The sequence below is a fragment of the Bifidobacterium coryneforme genome (assembly GCF_000737865.1).
Classification (GTDB): domain Bacteria; phylum Actinomycetota; class Actinomycetes; order Actinomycetales; family Bifidobacteriaceae; genus Bombiscardovia; species Bombiscardovia coryneformis.
On the sequence record NZ_CP007287.1, the window covers coordinates 906,303 to 925,526 of the forward strand.

Annotated in this window: 16 protein-coding genes; 3 read left to right on the top strand and 13 right to left on the bottom strand. The window is 59.6% G+C overall.

The features are described from left to right. Window positions 1-19: 19 nt before the first annotated feature. The 10 genes from bcor_RS03490 to bcor_RS03535 form a co-directional block, all read right to left on the bottom strand. Window positions 20-850, bottom strand: coding sequence for a dihydroorotate dehydrogenase electron transfer subunit (locus bcor_RS03490; protein WP_033496998.1), 831 nt, complete (start codon window positions 848-850; stop codon window positions 20-22). Next, window positions 847-1,923: an orotidine-5'-phosphate decarboxylase gene (pyrF, locus tag bcor_RS03495; RefSeq protein ID WP_033496996.1), complete on the bottom strand. Its 1,077-nt coding sequence runs from the start codon at window positions 1,921-1,923 to the stop codon at window positions 847-849. Before pyrF ends, bcor_RS03490 begins: the two co-directional genes overlap by 4 nt. Further along, the gene (locus bcor_RS03500) at window positions 1,911-3,347 is read right to left on the bottom strand and encodes a dihydroorotase (RefSeq protein ID WP_033496994.1); all 1,437 of its coding nucleotides are present in this window, start codon (window positions 3,345-3,347) and stop codon (window positions 1,911-1,913) included. The genes pyrF and bcor_RS03500 overlap by 13 nt, the downstream gene beginning before the upstream one ends. 19 nt (window positions 3,348-3,366) lie before the next feature. Beyond that, window positions 3,367-3,780, bottom strand: a complete 414-nt coding sequence (locus bcor_RS03505; protein WP_033490111.1) for an aspartate carbamoyltransferase regulatory subunit — start codon at window positions 3,778-3,780, stop codon at window positions 3,367-3,369. Then, window positions 3,777-4,733 (bottom strand): aspartate carbamoyltransferase, encoded by a 957-nt coding sequence (gene pyrB / locus bcor_RS03510; protein WP_033497329.1) that lies wholly within the window; start codon window positions 4,731-4,733, stop codon window positions 3,777-3,779. The genes bcor_RS03505 and pyrB overlap by 4 nt, the downstream gene beginning before the upstream one ends. 154 nt (window positions 4,734-4,887) lie before the next feature. After that, window positions 4,888-7,998 carry a bifunctional [glutamine synthetase] adenylyltransferase/[glutamine synthetase]-adenylyl-L-tyrosine phosphorylase gene (locus bcor_RS03515; protein ID WP_238548530.1) on the bottom strand — a complete coding sequence of 1,037 codons (3,111 nt, stop codon included), beginning with the start codon at window positions 7,996-7,998 and terminating at the stop codon, window positions 4,888-4,890. 66 nt (window positions 7,999-8,064) lie between these two features. Further along, complete coding sequence (locus bcor_RS03520; protein ID WP_051875648.1) at window positions 8,065-8,316, bottom strand: hypothetical protein; 252 nt, start codon at window positions 8,314-8,316, stop codon at window positions 8,065-8,067. Between the two features lie 105 nt (window positions 8,317-8,421). Continuing rightward, window positions 8,422-9,591: a multiple monosaccharide ABC transporter permease gene (gene mmsB / locus bcor_RS03525; protein WP_232340304.1), complete on the bottom strand. Its 1,170-nt coding sequence runs from the start codon at window positions 9,589-9,591 to the stop codon at window positions 8,422-8,424. Between the two features lie 62 nt (window positions 9,592-9,653). Then, entirely contained in the window at window positions 9,654-11,210 is a 1,557-nt protein-coding gene (locus bcor_RS03530) for a sugar ABC transporter ATP-binding protein (RefSeq protein WP_033496990.1), read from the bottom strand. A gap of 74 nt (window positions 11,211-11,284) precedes the next feature. Next, entirely contained in the window at window positions 11,285-12,439 is a 1,155-nt protein-coding gene (locus bcor_RS03535) for a substrate-binding domain-containing protein (RefSeq protein WP_033496988.1), read from the bottom strand. A 258-nt stretch (window positions 12,440-12,697) separates the two neighbouring features. Between bcor_RS03535 and bcor_RS03540 the strand changes: the two genes are divergently transcribed. Genes bcor_RS03540 through bcor_RS03550 form a run of 3 tightly spaced genes read left to right on the top strand, consistent with a single transcriptional unit; the run spans window position 12,698 to window position 15,147 of the window. Beyond that, a complete protein-coding gene (locus bcor_RS03540) occupies window positions 12,698-13,891 on the top strand; it encodes an ROK family transcriptional regulator (RefSeq protein ID WP_051875649.1) in 1,194 nt (397 codons plus the stop codon). Between the two features lie 35 nt (window positions 13,892-13,926). Next, a complete protein-coding gene (locus bcor_RS03545; RefSeq protein WP_033496986.1) occupies window positions 13,927-14,745 on the top strand; it encodes an ATP-binding cassette domain-containing protein in 819 nt (272 codons plus the stop codon). 12 nt (window positions 14,746-14,757) lie between these two features. After that, complete coding sequence (locus bcor_RS03550; RefSeq protein WP_033496984.1) at window positions 14,758-15,147, top strand: hypothetical protein; 390 nt, start codon at window positions 14,758-14,760, stop codon at window positions 15,145-15,147. A gap of 61 nt (window positions 15,148-15,208) precedes the next feature. Here bcor_RS03550 and bcor_RS03555 read toward each other — a convergent pair whose 3' ends face one another. The 3 genes from bcor_RS03555 to bcor_RS03565 all read right to left on the bottom strand — a co-directional run bounded on the left by bcor_RS03555 (window position 15,209) and on the right by bcor_RS03565 (window position 19,167). After that, window positions 15,209-16,084, bottom strand: coding sequence for a methylenetetrahydrofolate reductase (locus bcor_RS03555; RefSeq protein ID WP_033496982.1), 876 nt, complete (start codon window positions 16,082-16,084; stop codon window positions 15,209-15,211). A gap of 49 nt (window positions 16,085-16,133) precedes the next feature. Beyond that, window positions 16,134-18,458 (bottom strand): 5-methyltetrahydropteroyltriglutamate--homocysteine S-methyltransferase, encoded by a 2,325-nt coding sequence (gene metE, locus bcor_RS03560; RefSeq protein ID WP_033496980.1) that lies wholly within the window; start codon window positions 18,456-18,458, stop codon window positions 16,134-16,136. A 148-nt stretch (window positions 18,459-18,606) separates the two neighbouring features. Next, on the bottom strand, window positions 18,607-19,167 hold the full coding sequence (locus bcor_RS03565; RefSeq protein WP_033496978.1) for a SixA phosphatase family protein: 561 nt from the start codon (window positions 19,165-19,167) through the stop codon (window positions 18,607-18,609). Window positions 19,168-19,224 lie beyond the last annotated feature (57 nt).

The following is a 19,224-nucleotide window of genomic DNA, read 5'->3' on the forward strand; positions in this document are numbered from 1 at the left end:
TTCACTGCAATTTCGCCCATCAGTGCTTGCCGCCTTTCCAGAGCAGGTCATCCGCCTTGAAGACCGGCCCATCCTTGCAGACCTTGAGACGTCCATTTACGGTGTCCACGACACAGGCCACACAGGTGCCGTACCCGCATCCCATCCTGGCTTCCATGCAGCACTGGGTGGGGATGGACCTCTTACCGGCCCAGGCGGCCACAGCCCCCATCATCGGGGTCGGGCCACAGGTCAGAATGATCGTGTCTTCAGGGTCCAGGGTCGGTTCAAGACCATCAAGCAGGGTGATGACATCGCCCCGCCCGTTGTCGATGGAACGCAGATCGTCCACCAGGGGATTCATGAACCTGTCGGCGAAGTGTACGGACCGGTACCCGAGCAGGGCGGTTGATCGTGCACCACCCTGCTCCCGGAGGACCTGGGCGGCCCGTATCAGCGGAGGAACCCCCAGCCCTCCGCCCACGAGGATGTAATGGGCGCTTCCGGAAAGGTCAAACCCTTTGCCGAGAGGACCGAGCAGGTCGATGCAATCGCCGGGTCGGAGCTCTGAGAACTCGTGTGTTCCCCTGCCGACCACACCAAAGATGACCTCAATCTGGTTGCCGCCCAGGACCCTGCTGATTCCCAACGGACGGGGAAGGAGGGTCATCGAGTCGGTCGGGTAGAGATTGACGAAGGAACCCGGAAGGGCTTCCTGGGCAGCGAAGGGATCCTCGATGGTCATCCTCCAGACATCCTGGTCCAGAGCCTCCATCCCGGTGATTACGTCGGTGCGTCGTCCAGGCCGGCGTCCGGCCCGGCGTGCACGGTCGATGACCGGTTCTGTGGTCGTAAAGACAGGCTGGCTCATCTACTCTCCTTCAGTGCTCGATTCAGGTCGTCCCTCATGGTCTGTGCCGCGGTCTTTGCTGCCCGGCTCACCAGGTGCAGGGCGGCCGGAAGACTCATGGCCGGCGTGAAGGACGGGTCTTTCTTCCAGGCGGCGATGATGCCCCGTGATGAGTTGACGATGGCACCACTCCCGCGAGCATCAAACATGGGCACCACGTCGTCCGCCGCACCTCCCTGGGCGCCGTACCCGGGGACCAGGAAGAAGGTGTGCGGCATGGCCTTGCGTAGGGTGGCCCCTGCCTCGGGATGGGTCGCCCCGACCACTGCCCCCAGTCGGGAGTATCCGTGGTCACCTCGCAGTGATGCCCCCCACTCCTCAACCAGGTCCCCCACCTGCTCGAAGAGCATCCTGTCCTCACCTCGGTCGTGTCTGACCCGAAGCTCCTGTATCTGGCTGGACGAGGGATTTGAGGTCCGTACGAGGACAAAGATGTCGCCATCGGTCTCGTCTGCCGCTTCACTGAAGGGGTCCACCCCGTCGTTGCCCAGGTATGGATTGATCGTGATGGCGTCCTCGTACCAGGGGAAGCCAAGGCCTTGGGTGGTGCCGGTTCCATAGCCAGGCTTGGTTTCGCCCCCTTGTTCGGTTTCCCGCAAGGCCAGGGGCATTCCCGAAAGGTGGGCGGCGTAGGCCGAGGCAGTGGAACCGATATCGCCTCGCTTGACGTCGCCGATAACGTACAGCCCCCGGTCGGCGGCAGCCTTGCAGGTGCTGGTGTAGGCCTTGATGCCGGATGGACCAAGGGCCTCATACATGGCGATCTGGGGTTTGACGGCAGGGACCAGGTCGGCTACTCCGTCGAGGATGGCCAGGTTGAACTTCAGATAGGCCTGGGCCAGATGATGGGCCCAGATCGCCTGGACCTGGTCATTCGACCAGGTGTCATCAAGGAAGCCGGCTGAAGTCAGGCTTTCCCTGGTTTCCTTTCGGGCCTGGTCTATGAGTTGCGGGGGCAGAAGCTCCGGGCGGGGATCCAGACCCACCACGGTCGGATTCCCCTTCTCCTGGATGAGTCCTATCAGCCTATCCATGCTTGTCTCCCTTCCCTGGACCCCTTGACCTGCCCGGATGTAAGGCGGGAGAAGACCAGGTGGGAGTCCTTTATGGTGGCAAGAACCCTTCCCCTGACCTCCCAGCCCTGGAAGGGGGTGTTTCTCGCCTTGGAATGGAAGTCGCCCGCATCCACGGTCCACTCCCCGGCCGGATCCAGAACGACCAATCCCGCACCCTCGGATTTGGTCAGGTCCAGAAGGTTCCTGTCCTGGGTCATATCCACAATATCGGTAATCGCGGTACCAAGCAGCTCGGCCGGAGCCAGACTCATCAGTTCAACCAATCGCTGGTGGGAGATGACACCCGATTCGACCAGTGCCTGGTTGCAGATGGCATAGGCCGTTTCCAGGCCTATGATTCCGTTTGGTGCCTTGACCAGCCCGCCTGCCTTTTCACTGACGGTATGGGGGGCGTGGTCGGTGGCAATCATGTCGACGGTACCGTCGGCAACGGCTTCAAGTGTGGATTCCCTGTCGCTCCGGGATCTGAGCGGAGGGTTCATCTTGGCCATGGCGCCAAGCTCCAGCACGTCCTCGTCGCAGAGGGCCAGGTAATGGGGGGCCGTTTCGCAGGTGACCGGCAACCCCTCCTCCTTGGCGCGGCGAATGGCCTGGAAAGCCGCGGCTGTACTGACATGCTGGAGGTGGACCCTGGTGCCTGTCCTTCGGGCAAGGTCGATGTCTCGTTGGACTATATCCAACTCGGTCGAGGCAGGTACGCCAGCGACGCCGAGACGGCGGCTGACTTCGCCTTCATTGATGAAACCCGATTCGTGGTGCTCGCAGTGGTCCAGGATGGGCAGACCGGTATCGCGCGCAATTCTGGCCACATCGTCCAGGGTCCGGTCGGTCACTGCCGAGCCGTCGTCACTGATGGCCAGCACAGGGTGGGCAACAGCTCCCGGATGGCTCCCATGAGGCTCCCTTGACGACAGGTGAACCCGCCAGTCATCAGGATTGGACGGTTCTTGCCCGGCCCGGTCCTTGGAGGCTGCCACGCAGAGCGCATAATGGACCGGCAGGGACCTACCAAGCTTCTCTTCGTAGTCCTGGAGGTACTCGATGACCGTACGCCCGTCATCCATCCGGGCCTGGCCGTCCATGGCGGGTTCCGTGTTCGGCAGGATCAGAACCTGGCCATACCCTCCCGCAGCCGCCGCCGTACAACCGGTGACCATGTCCTCCTTATCGACCTGCCCGGGATCGCGGAAGTGCACGTGGGGATCCTGGAAGGCGGGAGCCAGCACCATACCCGACATGTCGACAGTGCTGGTTGCTGCAGACTCCGACCCGGCCAGGGCTCCGGTCTCGTCGATCAGCTCCGTGGCGGCGGCCGTGTCGACAACCAGGTCGACGCGGCGACCTGTCCGCCATAATCGAAGCCCCTGGAAACGTATCCTCATGCCCTGACTCCTTCGGTCTTCAGAGTTCTGCCTTCTCGTCGCAGTAGTCGCAGCGGTAGATCCCTGAATCATCCAGGTGGAAACGCTGATCAACCCCGCGCTCCACGGATGTGACGCATCGTGGATTGACACAGGTGATGACATTGACCAGATGCTTGGGTCTATCCGGCTTGTGCTTGCTGACTATGCGCCCCTCACGAACCAGATCGACCGTGGCCTGCGGGGCTATGAAGCCCAAGGCCGTCAGATCCAGGTCGTCGGTCTGCTCGATCTTGATGATGTCCTTGCGCCCATACTTGCGGCTGTCCGTGTTCATGATCAGGGCAAGCCGCGTACTGGCGGGGTCCACGTGCAGATAGTGCAGGACCTTCAGGGCCGTGCCAGCCTGTACATGATCGATGATGGCTCCGTCAACGATGCTGGTGACCTTCATGCCTCCACCTCCATCTTCGTTTCGTAACCGGGTAGTTCATCGCCCAGAAGGGCGCTTTCCAAGGCCATTCTGACCAGCATCCCGTTGCGCACCTGTTCAAAGTAGGCCGCGCGTGGGTCTTTATCCACGTCGGTGGTGATCTCGTTGACCCTGGGCAGAGGGTGGAGGATGGCCATGTCCGACTTGGCGGACTTCAGCTTCGCCTCGTCGAGGATGTAGGTGTCGCGCAGACGCAGGTAGTCGTCCTCATTGAAGAAGCGCTCCTTCTGGACCCTGGTCATGTACAGAATATCCAGGTCGCCGATGGCCCCACCCAAATCACTGGTTTCACGATACGTACAGGTCGGGGAGGCGTCTATGCGTTCCAGGACGTATTCCGGGGTTCTGAGCTCATCTGGGCTGATCAGAACGAAGTCCACGTGGCCCCACCTGCAGAGGGTGGATATCAGGGAATGGACGGTGCGGCCGAAGGTGAGATCACCGCACATGCCGATGGTCAGATGGGTCAGCCGCCCCTTTCGGGCACGAATGGTCGCCAGGTCGGTCAGGGTCTGGGTGGGGTGCATGTGCCCTCCATCACCGGCATTGATGACCGGGACGGAAGCCGCGCGGGAAGCCACCAGGGCCGCACCCTCCTTGGGGTGCCTCATGGCCACGATATCGGCGTAGTTGGAGACTGTTTTCAGGGTATCGCTGATGGATTCGCCCTTGGATACACTCGCCAGCTGAGCTCCGGCGAACCCGATGACTTGCCCGCCCAGGCGAAGCATGGCGGTCTCGAAACTCAACCGCGTTCTGGTGCTGGGTTCGTAGAACAGGGTGGCCAAGACCCGTCCGTCGCAGGTATGGGCCACCTCGCGCCGGTGTGAGTCGATATACGCAGCCCGATCCAGAAGATCCTCGATTCGAGGCAGGGGGATGTCATCAAGGGTGACGACGCTGCGACCTTTCAGGGTCGGAGCCGAACCTGAATCGGGAAAAACGGAATCTGTGAAGGGGGGTTCCCCCGAATGATCATCAAACTGTTCAGACAAAGGCTCACCTTTCTCAGGTGGCCACCTTGCGTGACCTGAACAATCATAATCCGCCCCGGGGACCTCCGCGACGTCAGTTTCCGTAAAAGAGTCGTTCCATGACCTCCCGGCAACGGCGCATGGCGGCCAGGAGTTCGTTGGCGAACTGCTGTCCCCGGTGGGCCGGATAGCCCAGGTACACGGCGATACCGCCAAGTATGAATCCGTCATCCGGAAGAATGTCGGCCTGGTTGACCCGTCCCGTCCATAGGAAGTTCCCGTTCCTGGCAGCTGTGCACAAGTTCCAGCTGGTTCTCAGAACCTCGGCATCATCGTGGTCGATCAGACTCTGAGCCTCCAGACAATCCAGGGCGGGCATGGTGGCTGTGACCCTGAGCTCAGGACAGTCGTGGGCGTGACGGAGCTGGAGGAGCTGGACCGTCCACTCGACATCGGAGAGTCCTCCCCTGCCGAGTTTCAGGTGCCGGTCGCGCCTTACCCCCCTCGGCAGTCTCTCGGCCTCCATCCGCGCCTTGAGCCTGCGTATCTCCCCCACCTGTTCCTCGCTCAGAGGTTGATTCGGATACCGTAGGGGGTCTGCAACCGTGTCCAGGAATTCCCGCGCGAGGTCCTGGTCTCCGGCGGCGAACCTGGCTCTGATCAGGGCCTGATGCTCCCAGGTCGATGACCAGGACCGGTAATACTCGCGGTAGGAGTCCAACGATCTGACCAGAGGGCCGTTTCGCCCCTCAGGCCGTAGATCCAGATCCAGGTCAATCTTCGGCTCCAGGGTGAGGGATCCGCCCAGGACCGAACGGAGGTCGGTCACCACATCCCGCGCAAAGTTGCCGGCCTTCTGGTCGTCGGCACCCTGTACCGGACGGTAGATCAGCATGGCATCGGCATCCGAGTTGAAGTTCACATCACGGCCGCCGTATCGTCCCATGGCGATTACGGACAGGACGGCGGGTGCAGAATCCAGCCCGGCCTCATGGAGACGATTGTCCACCGACCAATCCAGAGCTGCTCCGATGGCGGCATCGTAAACGTCCGCCATACCTGTCAGGCATCTCCCCTGATCGTTGACCCCGCTCATCCACCCCAGGCCGATACGTTCGATTTCGTGACGACGCATGGCTCGAATCGCCGAAGCGAAGGCCCCTGCCTGATCTGCGTGACGGACCCGGTAGGAATGACCCCGGTCGTCAAGATTCTCCCGGCTTCTGGGCTGCAGGTCTTCATCCCTGCCCAGCCAGGTGACGGACTGGACCGACTTGGACAGGGCGCCGGAGAGGTACCTTGAATTCGAGAGGACATGGCAAAGCCTGCGGGCCGCCGAGGTCGAGTCCCTGAGAAAACCCAGATAGGTGCTCTTACCGCCGAAGTGCTCCTCCAAGGTTCTCCATCCCAGTAGTCCCATATCGGGATCCTGCCCCTCCCCCAGCCAGTTCAGGACGGCGGGCATGAGAATCCGGTTGATCCGGGCCGACCGGGATACACCACTGGTCAAAGCCTCGATGTGACGAATGGCCGCGTCTGGATCGGTGAACCCTATGGATGCAAACCTCTCCCTGGCGGCATCCGGTCGCAGACTGACCTCATCCTCATCCACCTGGGCGTTGATGGGGAGCATTGGACGGAAGTAGATGGCCTGGTGGAGCTGGCGGACCTGGATTCTGGTGGCCTCGTACCTGTCGAGCATCTGGTCGGCATGGAGGCCGAAGGCCCTGGCAAGTCGCCGCAAATCCGGGTTCCCCTCAAGGTCGCTGAGACTGGGGCGCTGACGGTGCTTGGATGATCCCTGGTGAATGTCGGGGAAGAGGTGCGTTCGACGGAGTTGCCACATCTGCAGGCGATGCTCCATGACGCGTTCGAACCGGTAATCCCCATCCAGGGCCTCCCCGTGTTTTTGGGAGATGTACCCTCCTTTGGACAAGGCGGACAAGGCTTGGATGGTTGAGGGGACGCGCAGGGTCTCATCACTGGGCCCGTGGACCAATTGGAGCATCTGGACGGTGAATTCGACATCCCGCAGGCCACCCTGACCGAGTTTGATCTCCCTCTCCCTGAGCTTTTCGGGTATGTTCTGCTCAACCCTCGCTCTCATGGCCTGACAGTCATAGACGAAGTTCCTGCGCTGCGAGGCCTTCCAGACGAATTCCCGGGCCATCTCGGCGTAGGCCGACCCCAACTCGACATCCCCTGCCACGGGGCGGGCCTTGAGCAGTGCTTGGAACTCCCAGCTCTCGGCCCAGGATCGGTAGTAATCGGCATGGGCCTCCAGCCGGCGGACGAGAGGGCCGTCCTTCCCCTCGGGTCTCAAGGCGGTGTCGACCTTCCAAAGCGGAGGCTCCAGGGTGCCCGGGATGATGGACTGGCATATCTTCTGGAGAAGTATGGCGACTTTGGTACCTATGGAGGTCAGGTCATGGTCGGATACCTCTCCCGCGGGTTCCACCACATAAATAAGGTCGACGTCGGAAACATAGTTCAGTTCCCTGGCGCCCAGCTTGCCCATGCCGATGACAGTGAAGCGGCACTTGTCGGAGGATGGTACCTGACCTTCGGCAATGGCCAGGGCCCCCTCCAGAGTCGCCTCGGCCAGATCGGACAGGGCCTGGCTGATATCCGGCTGCACCTTCTCGGGCTCCTCTGCAGCCAGGTCTCTTGCCATAATCGCAGCAAGCTGCAACCGGTATTGCGCGCGAAGGGTGTCGACCTGGCGAGCCAGGACTTCCTGACCCGGCAATCCCATGCTTGCCTGACTAAGGGCATCGGAAATGAGGGCCTTCCTCGTCTGGAGGGGACAATCACCTGACCGACAGGGGTCACAGGCCACGGCTTCAACCAGGGATGGACGGGAGCGCATCAGTCTTCCCATGGCCTCGGAGGCTCCGAGAACCCGGATAAGTGACTTGATTGCCGAGCCGTCCCGATCGTTCCCTTCCTGGAGGAAGTCGGGCAGACCGTAGGAGGTGTACTGGTCGAGGACCATGACCAGGGAGGAGAGGGCGGCATCCGGATCGCAGGCCGACTCCAGTGAACCAATTGCGGTTTGCTTGATGTGTGGGTCAAGACCAATCCGGTCCAGGCGGTCCAAATCCGTCCTGGCGCGGTCCAGGTCCTGCAATCCAAGCCGTATCAGATCCGAGGCCTTGAACTGTGTTGCTCCTCCGTCCGCCATACCGCCACCCCCGTCCTTCATCCGTACCCGTATCCTATCGGCATTATATAGATGGAGCGTGCCCGGACATAGGTTGAAGCAGGGTACTCATTCCTCCGGGTTTGCTTGGTCCTGCCCGTTCTCATCGACGGTCCCGCTGGCCGCCTTCCGGCCCTCCTTCCAGGCACAGGTTCCACAGTATGTCGTCACCACCGTCAGGCAGAGCGAGAACACGATGGTGGACCAGCTCAGCAGACTTCCGTCCCGCGATGCCTCCGCCAGCGACTGGATCAGCCAAAGGGCACAGGCCACGGCGGTAAGCCCGTACATCCTTGAGCGGGCCTTGTCATTGATCTTCATATGAAACTCCTCTGTGGATACCAAGATGGGAACCTATGGGCCGGCCCCGGGCACCCGTCTTTGCAAACGGACCCGGGGCCAGTACATGGAGGCCCTTGGCGCTGGTCAGCTCTTGCGACGCTTGGACATGACGTCGATGGCGACGGCCAGAAGCAGCACCAGACCCTTGATGGTCTTGACGATTGCCGTATCAACACCCATGATCGACAGGCCCTGGTTGATGACACCCATCACGAAAGCACCCACCACGGCGCCGGGGATGGTGCCGATACCACCGGTAACGGCCGTTCCACCGATGAAGCAGGAGGCAATGGCGTCCATCTCGAACTCCATACCTGCCTGGGCAGTTGCAGATGCCAGACGGGAGAGCATGCAGATAGCGGCTACAGCAGACAGGAAGCCCATGTGGACAAAGAGGGTGAAGTCAACCCGCTTGGCGTTGATGCCCGAAAGCACAGCGGCCTTTCGGTTGCCACCCACTGCATAGACATGACGACCGAAGACCGTCCTGGTCAGGATGAAGTTGTAGATCAGGACCAGGACAGCAACGATGACCAGCATGATGGGTGTCCCTCCCTGGGTCTCGTTTCCGGAAGAGGCCAGGAGGTAGGTCACGAAAACGATGACGACGGAGGCAACCAGGATCTTGCCGATCATCAGCCCCTTCGGCTCGGGAACCAGGCCCACAGCCAGGGTCTTGCGGCGCTTGGATATCTGCGACCAGGAATAGGCGAGGATGCAGAGCAGACCGAGAACGATGGTAAGACCGTCGAAAGGCCCCCACCATCCCAGGATATTGGGGAGGTAGTCGCGGGCGATTCCCCTGAACTCTAGGGAGGTGATGGGAACGGACTCACCGACGATGACCGTGGCCAGACCGCGGAAGATCAACATGCCGGCCAGGGTGGTGATGAATCCGGGGATGCCGACCACGGCAACCCAGAAGCCCTGCCAAACCCCGATAAGCAGACCGACCACCAGGGAGAGGAGGATGGCCAGCATCCAGTTGACTCCCATGTGCTCCATGAGAATGGCGCATACACCGCCTATGAAGGCCACCAATGAACCCACAGAGAGGTCGATGTGGGTGGCGATGATGACCATCACCATGCCGATGGCCAGGATGATCACATAGGCGTTCTGCTGAATCAGCGAAACGAAGCTGTTGGGTTTGAGAAGGACCCCCTTGGTCAGGATTTCGAATACGACCACGATGACGACAAGGGCGCCGACTATTCCATACTGGCGGGCGTTGCTGGCCAGGGAGGCCAGCATCCCCTCGCCCGGTGCATTCTCTTCGATCTGGTTTGAGGTCCTGTTCTGAGTGGTTGGCGAGCTCATCGCGTCACTGCTCCCTTCTTATCCTGTGTCATGCCCTTCATCAGATACTCCTGAGAGAAGTCACAACGGTCTACGTTGTCGGTTATCACTCCCTGGCTGACCGTGTATATCCGGTCGCAGATGCCGATGAGCTCGGGGAGCTCGGAGGAGATGACGATGACGGCCTTTCCCTGGTCGACCAGCTTGTCGATGATTTCGTAGATTTCGTACTTGGCACCGACATCGATGCCTCGTGTGGGTTCGTCCAGGATGAGCACATCGGGGTCGGATATGACCCACTTGGCCAGCATGACCTTCTGCTGATTGCCGCCGGACAGGGTTGATACCGGAACATCGATGTTGCTGCATTTGATGTTGAAGTCCCTGCGGTACTCCTCCACCTCGCCGCGTTCGACGTTCTCGTTCATAACGCCGTACCGGCTCAGCTTCTTCAGGGATGCCATGGAGGCGTTCTCCCTGATGTTCTGCAGAAGGTTGAGTCCGTAGACCTTCCGGTCTTCGGTGGCATAGGCCAGGCCTGAATCGATGGCGGCCTGGACGCTGTGCAGCTGGACCTCCTGACCGTGCATTTCGATGGTTCCGCTGATGTGACTGCCGTAGGAGCGACCGAAGATGCTTCGCGCCATCTCTGTCCTGCCGGCTCCCATGAGTCCGGCCAAGCCGACGATCTCGCCCTTATGGACCACCAGATTGGCGTGGTCCACGATGACCCTGGAGGGATCCAAGGGGTGGTGGACTGTCCAATCCTTGATTCTGAAGACCTCATCCCCGATCCTGGGCTCATGGTCCGGATACAGATTGGTCAGTTCCCTTCCCACCATCTTCTGAATCAGCAGGTCCTGATCCAACGGGTTCTCAGGAGTAATCTCCATGGAACCGACTGTTGACCCGTCGCGGATGATGGTGACCCCGTCAGCTATCTGCGCAACCTCCCCCAGTTTGTGGGTTATGAGGATGCTGGTGACCCCCTGGTCATCCCTCAGTTGCCTGACCAGGTTGAGCAGGTGGTCCGAATCCTCGTCGTTGAGCGCGGCTGTTGGCTCGTCCAGAATCAACAGCCGGACGTTCTTCGACAGGGCCTTGGCTATCTCGACCAGCTGCTGCTTGCCGACACCAAGATCCATGATTCTGGTGTCAGGATTCTCGTCCAGCCCCACCTTGGCAAGGAGCCTGGCCGCCTTGGCCCGGGTCTGGTTCCAGTCCATCACTCCGCTTTTCGCCTGCTCGTTGCCCATGAAGATGTTCTCGGCAATCGAAAGGAAGGGACTCAGTGCCAACTCCTGGTGGATGATGACGATACCGTCGGCCTCGGAGTCATTGATGGTGCGGTACCTGCACCCCTTTCCGTCGAACTCGATCTCCCCCTTGTAGCTTCCATAGGGATACACACCCGAAAGCACATTCATCAGTGTGGACTTGCCGGCTCCGTTTTCACCACATATGGCATGAATCTCGCCCTTGCGCACCTCCATGGTGACATCCGACAAGGCCGTGACCGGACCGAACGTCTTGGTGATGTTCTTCATTCGTAAGATGATGTCCTGTTGGGACATGACTGCTACCTCCTGTCCGTACCGGGGTCCTTCCCAGCAGGGAAGGACCCACGATGACGGACCTACCGGTGAAACTACTTGGTCAGCTGATCGAATCTGTCCTGGGTCAGGTAATTGGCCTTGACCAGATCCATCAGGTTCTCCTTGGTGATTCCCTTGGGATCAAGCAGCTTGGAAGGCACCTCGATGGTGTTGTTGTTGAACTTGCCGTTCAGCCCCGAGACCTTCTTGCCCTCGGCAAGCTCGATGATCATGTCGTACACGGCATCGGCCAGTTTGTTGACGTCCTTGAAGACCGTCTGACCCTGGAGACCCTTGGAGATGTTCGCGACCGAAATCTCCATCGCATCCTGTCCGGTGATCTTGGGCCAGTTCGGAGAATTGGGCTGCATGTCTGGACGCTTGGACTGGATGGCGTTGATTACGCCCTGGCTGATGCCGTCGTAGGGGCTGAGCACCGCATCCAGCTTCTCGCCATGGGCATATGTGGAGTCCAGGATGGATTCCATATCCTTCTGCGCCTGTTCCGTCTTCCAGGACTGGACCGAGATCTTCTGCCAATCGGACAGCTTGAAGTCCTTGTTCACGCCGCCACCATGCTGGGAGGGACTGACCAGAACGCCCGACTTGAAGTAAGGCTGGAGGAGATCCCAGGCACCCTTGAAGAAGTACTTGGCATTGTTGTCATCAGGCGATCCGGTAAAGAGCTCAACGTTGAAGGGACCCTTGGCTCCGGACTCCAGACCCAGTTGGTCGATCAGCCATTGCGCTTCCAGTACGCCTGTGCGCTCCAGCTGGAAGGTGGCATAGTAGTCCACCGCCTTGGTGTTCATGATCAGCCGGTCATAGGCGATGACCTTGGCACCCGAATCCTTGGCCTTCTCGACAGCCGGCCCCACTGCGGTTCCGTCCTTTGAGGCCACCACCACTATCTTGGCACCCTTGTTGACCATGTTCTCGATATCGGCATTCTGCTGGGCCGGCTTGTCGTCCGCAAAGGAGAGCACGACCTTGTACCCGGCCTTCTCCAGCTTTGATTTCAGGTTGTTGCCATCCTTGTTCCATCGCTCCTCGGACTTGGTGGGCATCGAAACGCCGATCGTCGCTCCCTTCCCCACGGCTTCGGAACCGCTGCCATTATCCCCCGAGCGGGAACCGCCACAGGCACCCAGGCCAGCCAGCATGGCCAGACCGACCGCTGCCGCCAGAGTACGTTTCATCATTTTCATGGAGACTCCTTCTTCTTTGAATGCGCTGTGGGCCGCTGTGCCCACCAGCCTCGATGATGAGGTTCAGGAGTCAGCATACATCCTTGTGTTCAAAACATCAATTCAAGAATTGCTATAAATCTGTTTTGCATTATCTATATGAACTTAAAGTATCGTCTCGGCTCTTACATCGCTCATAGGAGTGCTCCGTTTGCGCCGGACGGTGTGGATTGCCAAGCATGTGCCGAGGACTGGGGGTCTTGGCTACACTTGAGCTTTATGGCACATCGATTGTTCGGCTCCCAGACCTCCTTGCGTGAGGCCAATCGCGCCCTGCTTCTGGACACCATTCGGAGATTCGGTGCCATGACCCAGATTGAACTCGCCGAGAACACAGGACTCTCGACGGCCACCATTTCGAACCTGGTTCGGCAAATGGGTGAGCAGCACCTTCTAGAGACCTCTTCAACGACCCGAAACGGCCGTAGGGCAACCCTGGTCATGCTGGCGCGGCAGAAGGGACTCGGTGCCGGGCTCTATATCGGGCGTCACGAGATGCGCCTGGAACTGGTCGATGCGTCGCACACCATCCTGGCCGAGCACAATCTCGCCCTTCCCCACAATCACAAGCCCGACACGACGCTGGAGCGGGCCATGATCCTGATCAAGGAAACGCTGACTTCCATCGGTGCCGGCATGGATGAGCTGGTGGGGCTGGATATAGCCTTGGGAGCACCAGTGGACTGCCGCACACATCAGCTTGCCATTCCGGGCATCCTCAAGGGATGGGACAACCAGGATCTCATAGGCACCTTCCGTGAGGCGTTAAAAGTGCCCGTCAGCGTTGACAACGATGCCAACTACGCGGCCTTGGCAGAACTACGAATGGGAATTGCAGCGGGAAAACGCCATTTCGTCTATGTCCACGCCAATGATGGAGTCGGTGCAGGAATCATCATCAACGGTGAACCTTGGCGCGGCACCACGGGGCTGGCTGGTGAAATCGGCCATGTTCAGGTCGATCCGCTCGGCGACATCTGCATCTGCGGCAACAGGGGATGCCTGAACACTGTGGTTGACGAGAGCAGGTTGGTTTCCCTCCTGAGCGTGACCCACGGCACCATGACCCTGGAAGACCTGGTGTCCAGCGTCAACCAGGGAGACCCGGGCTGTCGGCGTATCGTTGCCGATGCCGCCATCCGCATAGGCAACGTGGTCGCCGACCTGTGCAACGCAGTGGATCCCCAAGTTGTCGTGCTTGGCGGCATACTCGGAACCACCGGCTCGGTCTTCCTGGACCCACTGCAGGAGACCTTGCAACGCATGCTCTTCCCTGATGCCATGGTGCCTATGGAAGTCCTGCCTGCCCGATACCCGATTACCGGCCCTGCGCTGGGTGCGGCTATGATGGCAGTCGATAAGGTCAACGAACACATCGCTGTGTCCTCGCAATCCGCAGGTCAAACGTCATAGAGGAGGTGACCGATTTGAGTGACGTCACGCCATTGATGGAGATGAGTGACATCTCAGTCAAATTCGGATTCGTTCATGCTCTTAAACAGGTGAGTCTCAGTGTGCGGCATCGCGAGGTGCTGGCCGTCGTAGGCGATAATGGTGCAGGCAAGTCGACCCTGATCAAGATCATGTCGGGATTGCTCCACCCAGATTCAGGCACCATGAAATGGCAGGGCGAAGCGGTTACCTTGCCCTCCATCCGGGCGGCCGCACAGCTGGGCGTGGCTGCGGTCTTCCAGGGACAGAGTTTCTGCGACAACCTTGATGTGTCAGCCAATCTCTTCCTGGGCAAGGAGCTGCGCGACAATCACCTTCGCAGGGACGACGAGACCATGCAGGAGAGGACGCGCCAGGTCCTCCAATCCCTCTCGTCCGCCATTCGGGTGGGTCAGCCCATGGCTTCGCTTTCCATGGGGCAGAAGCAGACCGTTTCCATCGCCAGGACCCTGCTGGACAACCCGCAGTTGATACTGCTTGACGAGCCCACCTCCGCGCTCTCGGTCATGCAGACCGCCGAGGTCCTCAACTACATCAAACGAATGAGGGCCGAGGGGCAGAGCATCGTCATGGTCTGCCACGACCTGCCAGATGTCTTCGCCGTGGCCGACAGAATCGCCGTCATGCGCCAGGGGCGTCTCGTCGGCGTATTCGAAACCGCAAAAACGTCATATGAGACGGTTGTCGCACTGATATCCGGCATCGACCCGGAAACCGTCATGAATGAAACCGAGAGAATCGATGCCTTGACCGACGCACAGGCCCGTGCCCACGCCCTCAGGGGTACACGGGCGATATGCCTGGACCAGATCTGAAAGGGGGCAAAATTGCCGTCAACAGACTATGCCATCATCATCGGGGCCGGAATCCTGGCTCTTCTGGATGGATTTTTCCTCGGTCTTATGCCCATGAACAGCGAACGCTTGACCCCCAGCCAGCGCACCTGGTCCCAGGTGGCATCGTTGATTGGCATCGGCCTGGTAGTGGTGCTCATCCTCATCGGGCAGGATACTGCCTCCTGGGCGGCCATCGCAGCCATGATAGCCGGAATCATCATTGGCATCGTTCCACCAGTCAAGACGGTTATGCAGACCAGGTTCGCCTGGTTGCAACCTGAGGTGGAATCCGACCGGGCGGCAGACGGCAAGAAGCAATCCCATGGGAAGCAAACCGGAGGCAAGTCCTCCCCTGCCGGGAAATCAAAAAAGAAAAACTGAGCACCGTCCCGACATGGGAGGGCATCATCGTTCAACCCGGCGATAAGGTCCTTCGCCACCGTCAGAGGCTCAGCATCGATGACGATGCCTGGCGGACCTTGAACAGGTGACGGACATTGTGCCAGATGCGACGAGTGACACCGGCCTGGTTCATGGAATACAGGTGGATGCCGTCCACCCCTTGAGAGACCAGGTCGGCAATCTGTTGAGAGGCATAGATGATTCCCGCCTCCCGCAGACTCGTCCGGTCATCGCCCCATCTGTCCAGGATGGTATTTACCGCCGGAGGGATGCTCGCTGCACAGACCTCGCTCATATGGCGAACCTGACCGGCATTGGTGATGGGCATGATGCCTGCCTCGATGGGCACGTCGATCCCCGTTCCCCTGGCCCTGCCCAGGAAGTCGGTGAAGTAATCGTTGTCGTAGAAGAGCTGCGATATCAAATGGGAGGCACCCGCATCGACCTTGATCTTCAGATTGTCCAAATCCGCCTGGGGTGATGCCGCCTCTGGATGGGTTTCCGGATAGCAGGCACCGAAGATGGTCATATCAGGGCGCTTGGCATGGATATAGGCCACCAGGTCGCTGGCATGATCGAAGACCCCCGCAGGGGTCCTCCCCTCCACACTGTCCCCGCGCAGAGGAAGAACCGCTGCCACACCGGCCCTGTCGAACATATCCAGGGCCTGGTCAACAATCTCCTTGTCGGCGTACTGGGCCGTAAGGTGAGCCACGGAGGGAATGCCGTACTCGGTATGAATGGTGCGGGCGATCCTTGCTGTGGCTGTACGGTCGGATTGCTTGCCCGTGCCGTAGGTTACGGATATGAAATCAGGTATGAGCCCCTCAAGACCATCCAAGGTATCGTAGATGGTCCCCACCGGCGCATCGCGCTTCGGAGGAAACACTTCCAGCGAGAATATGGGCTCATGCATGATGAATCATCCCTGCTTCCGTCGGCGGACAGGCCACCGGCCGCCATTGTTACCGTTGTGACGACGACAGTTCTTCCCTGACCAGCTTGGCCGCTGCGACCATATGTTCCAGACTGGGCCAGGTCTCTTCATTGCCTCGGGTCTTGAGCCCGCAGTCGGGATTGATCCAGACCTTTCGGGCATCCAGCTTGTCAAGGATGGCATGTATCCGCTCGACGATCTCCTCCTCGGAGGGGATGCGGGGCGAGTGAATATCATAGACACCCGGTCCTGCTTCTGTCTCGAAGTGAGCCTCCTGGATGGCATCAAGAACAGTCAGATCAGACCTGGAAGCCTCGAAGGAGATGACGTCAGCATCCATGGCGTCAATGTCCTTGATGATGTCGTTGAATTCCGAGTAGCACATATGGGTGTGAATCTGGGTTGTCGGCTTTACGGCCGAATGAACCAATCGGAAGGCGGGAACCGCCCAGTCCAGATACCCCGTGTGCCAGTCGGAGCGCCTCAGGGGCAGTTTTTCGCGAAGCGCGGCCTCGTCTATCTGGATGACCTTGATACCCGCAGCCTCCAGGTCAAGCACCTCGTCGCGGATGGCCAGGGCCAGTTGCCGCGTCTGCTCCTCATGGGTGATGTCCTCACGGGGCCAGGACCAGTTCAATATCGTGACGGGCCCCGTCAGCATGCCCTTGACCACGTGCTTGGTACGTGACTGGGCATAGGAACTCCACCGTACGGTGATGGGCCTGGCGCGGGAGACGTCACCCCATACTATGGGGGGCTTGACGCAACGCGTACCATACGACTGCACCCAGGCGTTCTTGGTGAAGAGGTACCCATTCAGGTTCTGCCCGAAGTACTCGACCATGTCATTGCGCTCGAACTCGCCATGCACCAGGACATCCAGGCCGATCCGCTCCTGGTGGTCGATGACCTGGTCGATCTGCGAGGCGATGAACCCGTCGTACTCCTCCTGGCTGATTTCCTTTTTGCGCAGTCTGGCGCGGTAAGACCTCACCTCGGCGGTCTGGGGGAATGATCCGATTGTCGTGGTCGGCAGATCAGGGAGACCGAGTTCTTCGGCCTGAATCCGCTGACGCTCCGCCCGGGCAGGTTGACGGACAAAGTCCTGCTCGTCCAGGGCATCAAGGCGGTTGGAGACCGCCTGGTCCCTCTCCACCCTGGTACCGTCGAAGAGGTGCTGGTTATCGGCCAGAACGCGGGAATCCTTCTTTTCTTCGTCATCGGCTGCCGCAAGGATGGCCAGGTCATGCAGCTCATCCAGCTTCTCGACGGCAAAGGCGAAATGAGGACGGACCGTCTTGGCGTCTAGCCCCTCCTCATTCCTTACCGTAAAGGGAACATGCAGGAGGGATGAGGCGGTGGAGACGACCACATCCGAAGTGACCTGACGGACCGCATCGAGGATACCCAGACTGACCGCATAGTTGTTTCGCCAGATGTTGCGCCCGTTGACCAGACCGGCGAAGACCGTGGTCCCCTGCTTGACCCCGTGCTCCTTAAGAGCCGCCAGATTTTCGTCACGTCCCTCGACCAGGTCCAGACCGATACCGTCAAATCCCAGCTCATTGATACAGGCCAGACAGTCCCCCACATGGCCGAAGTATGTCTGCAGAAGTATCCTGACATACCCTTCGCCGCCTTGCCTGGCAGGAAGAATGTCCCGGTACAGGTTTCGGAAGAGGTCCAGGTCGCCGTCCTCCTTGTCAAGAACCAGGTAGGGCTCATCAAGCTGAACCCAGTCGGCGCCAAGGTCGGCAAAACGGCGGATGATGTCGGCATAAGCCTTGGACAGGGCCGATACCAGATCATGTCCAGGTTCGATTCTCTCCCCCTCGGGACCACGTGCCAGCTTGAGGAAGGTGTAGGGACCAATCACTACAGGCTTGGTGGCGATTCCCTGGTCCTTCGCCTCTTGATATTCGTCGAACGGCTTCGAACCCGCAAGCTCCACATGCGTATCAGCATCGATTTCAGGAACCAGGTAATGGTAGTTGGTCGTAAACCACTTTTTCATGGGCAGGGCGGTCACATCGCCTTGATCACCCTGATAGCCACGGCCCATGGCAAAGAGCGTATCCTCAGGGCCAAGACCCAGATCGGCGTAACGGCGGGGCACCACATTGAGCAGTATGGCTGTGTCCAGCATTTGGTCGTAGTAACTGAAGTCATTGCTGGGAATCAGGTCTATGCCTGCTTCCTTCTGGAGATTCCAGTGCTCGGAACGCAGTGAACGGGCCGTTTCCCTGACACTGTCCAGGTCCAGCTTTCCCTTCCAGTAGCCCTCGATGGCCTTCTTGAGCTCCCGCTGTGCTCCGATGCGCGGGAAACCGATCACGGATGTGCTGGCTGACATGAAACCTCCCCATTGGTGGTGATATCTCAGGTCAGGTTAACAGCGCCGGTCAGGACCAGGTAATCGGTGGGGGTAGGGTGTCGTTATAAATTCAATTGATACCCATTCGAATCGCTTACGGGAGAGCGGTTCAGCAGGTCTCGGCGGGCTAGTTCGAGAAGTCGTGCGGTTCCAGAATCCCCAGAAGACGGGCGGTGTGGGTCTGCCACTCCTCGAAGGGCTTCTCGGAGCCGAAGATGACCAGGTTGGCCGGAGAGAGGCCGAGATTCAGAAGGTCGAGCAGATCCGGGTCGGACTCGGGCTTGGCCAGCCACTGGCTGCAAATCGACATGATGGGTTCATGGCCTATGACCATGAGTCTGTGTTGCTTGGGCTTGGTCTCGGTCAGCTGGTCGAAAACGGCCTGTATTCCCGACTCGTAGAGGTCCTCGCGGTAGTCCACCTCGGGGCCATCACCAAACGGTTTGAGCATCCTGTCCAGGGTCTGGCGGGCGCGACGGGCACCTGAACAGACGATTCTGTCGGGGACCAGGTCGAATTTGACCAGTCCCTTACCCACCTTTCTGGCCTGTTTGAGTCCCTTCTCGGTCAGCTGCCGGTTCCTGTCCCCCTCAGGAGCTTCGGATTCGGTCTTGGCATGGCGCATCAACATCAACGTATAGGTGCACTTGCCAGCATGTTTGGCGATCTTCTTGATATTGACACCCATTCCGAGTCCTCTCTTCGAAGGGTCGACAACTCCGCAAGAAAGCCGACCTGTCCATTA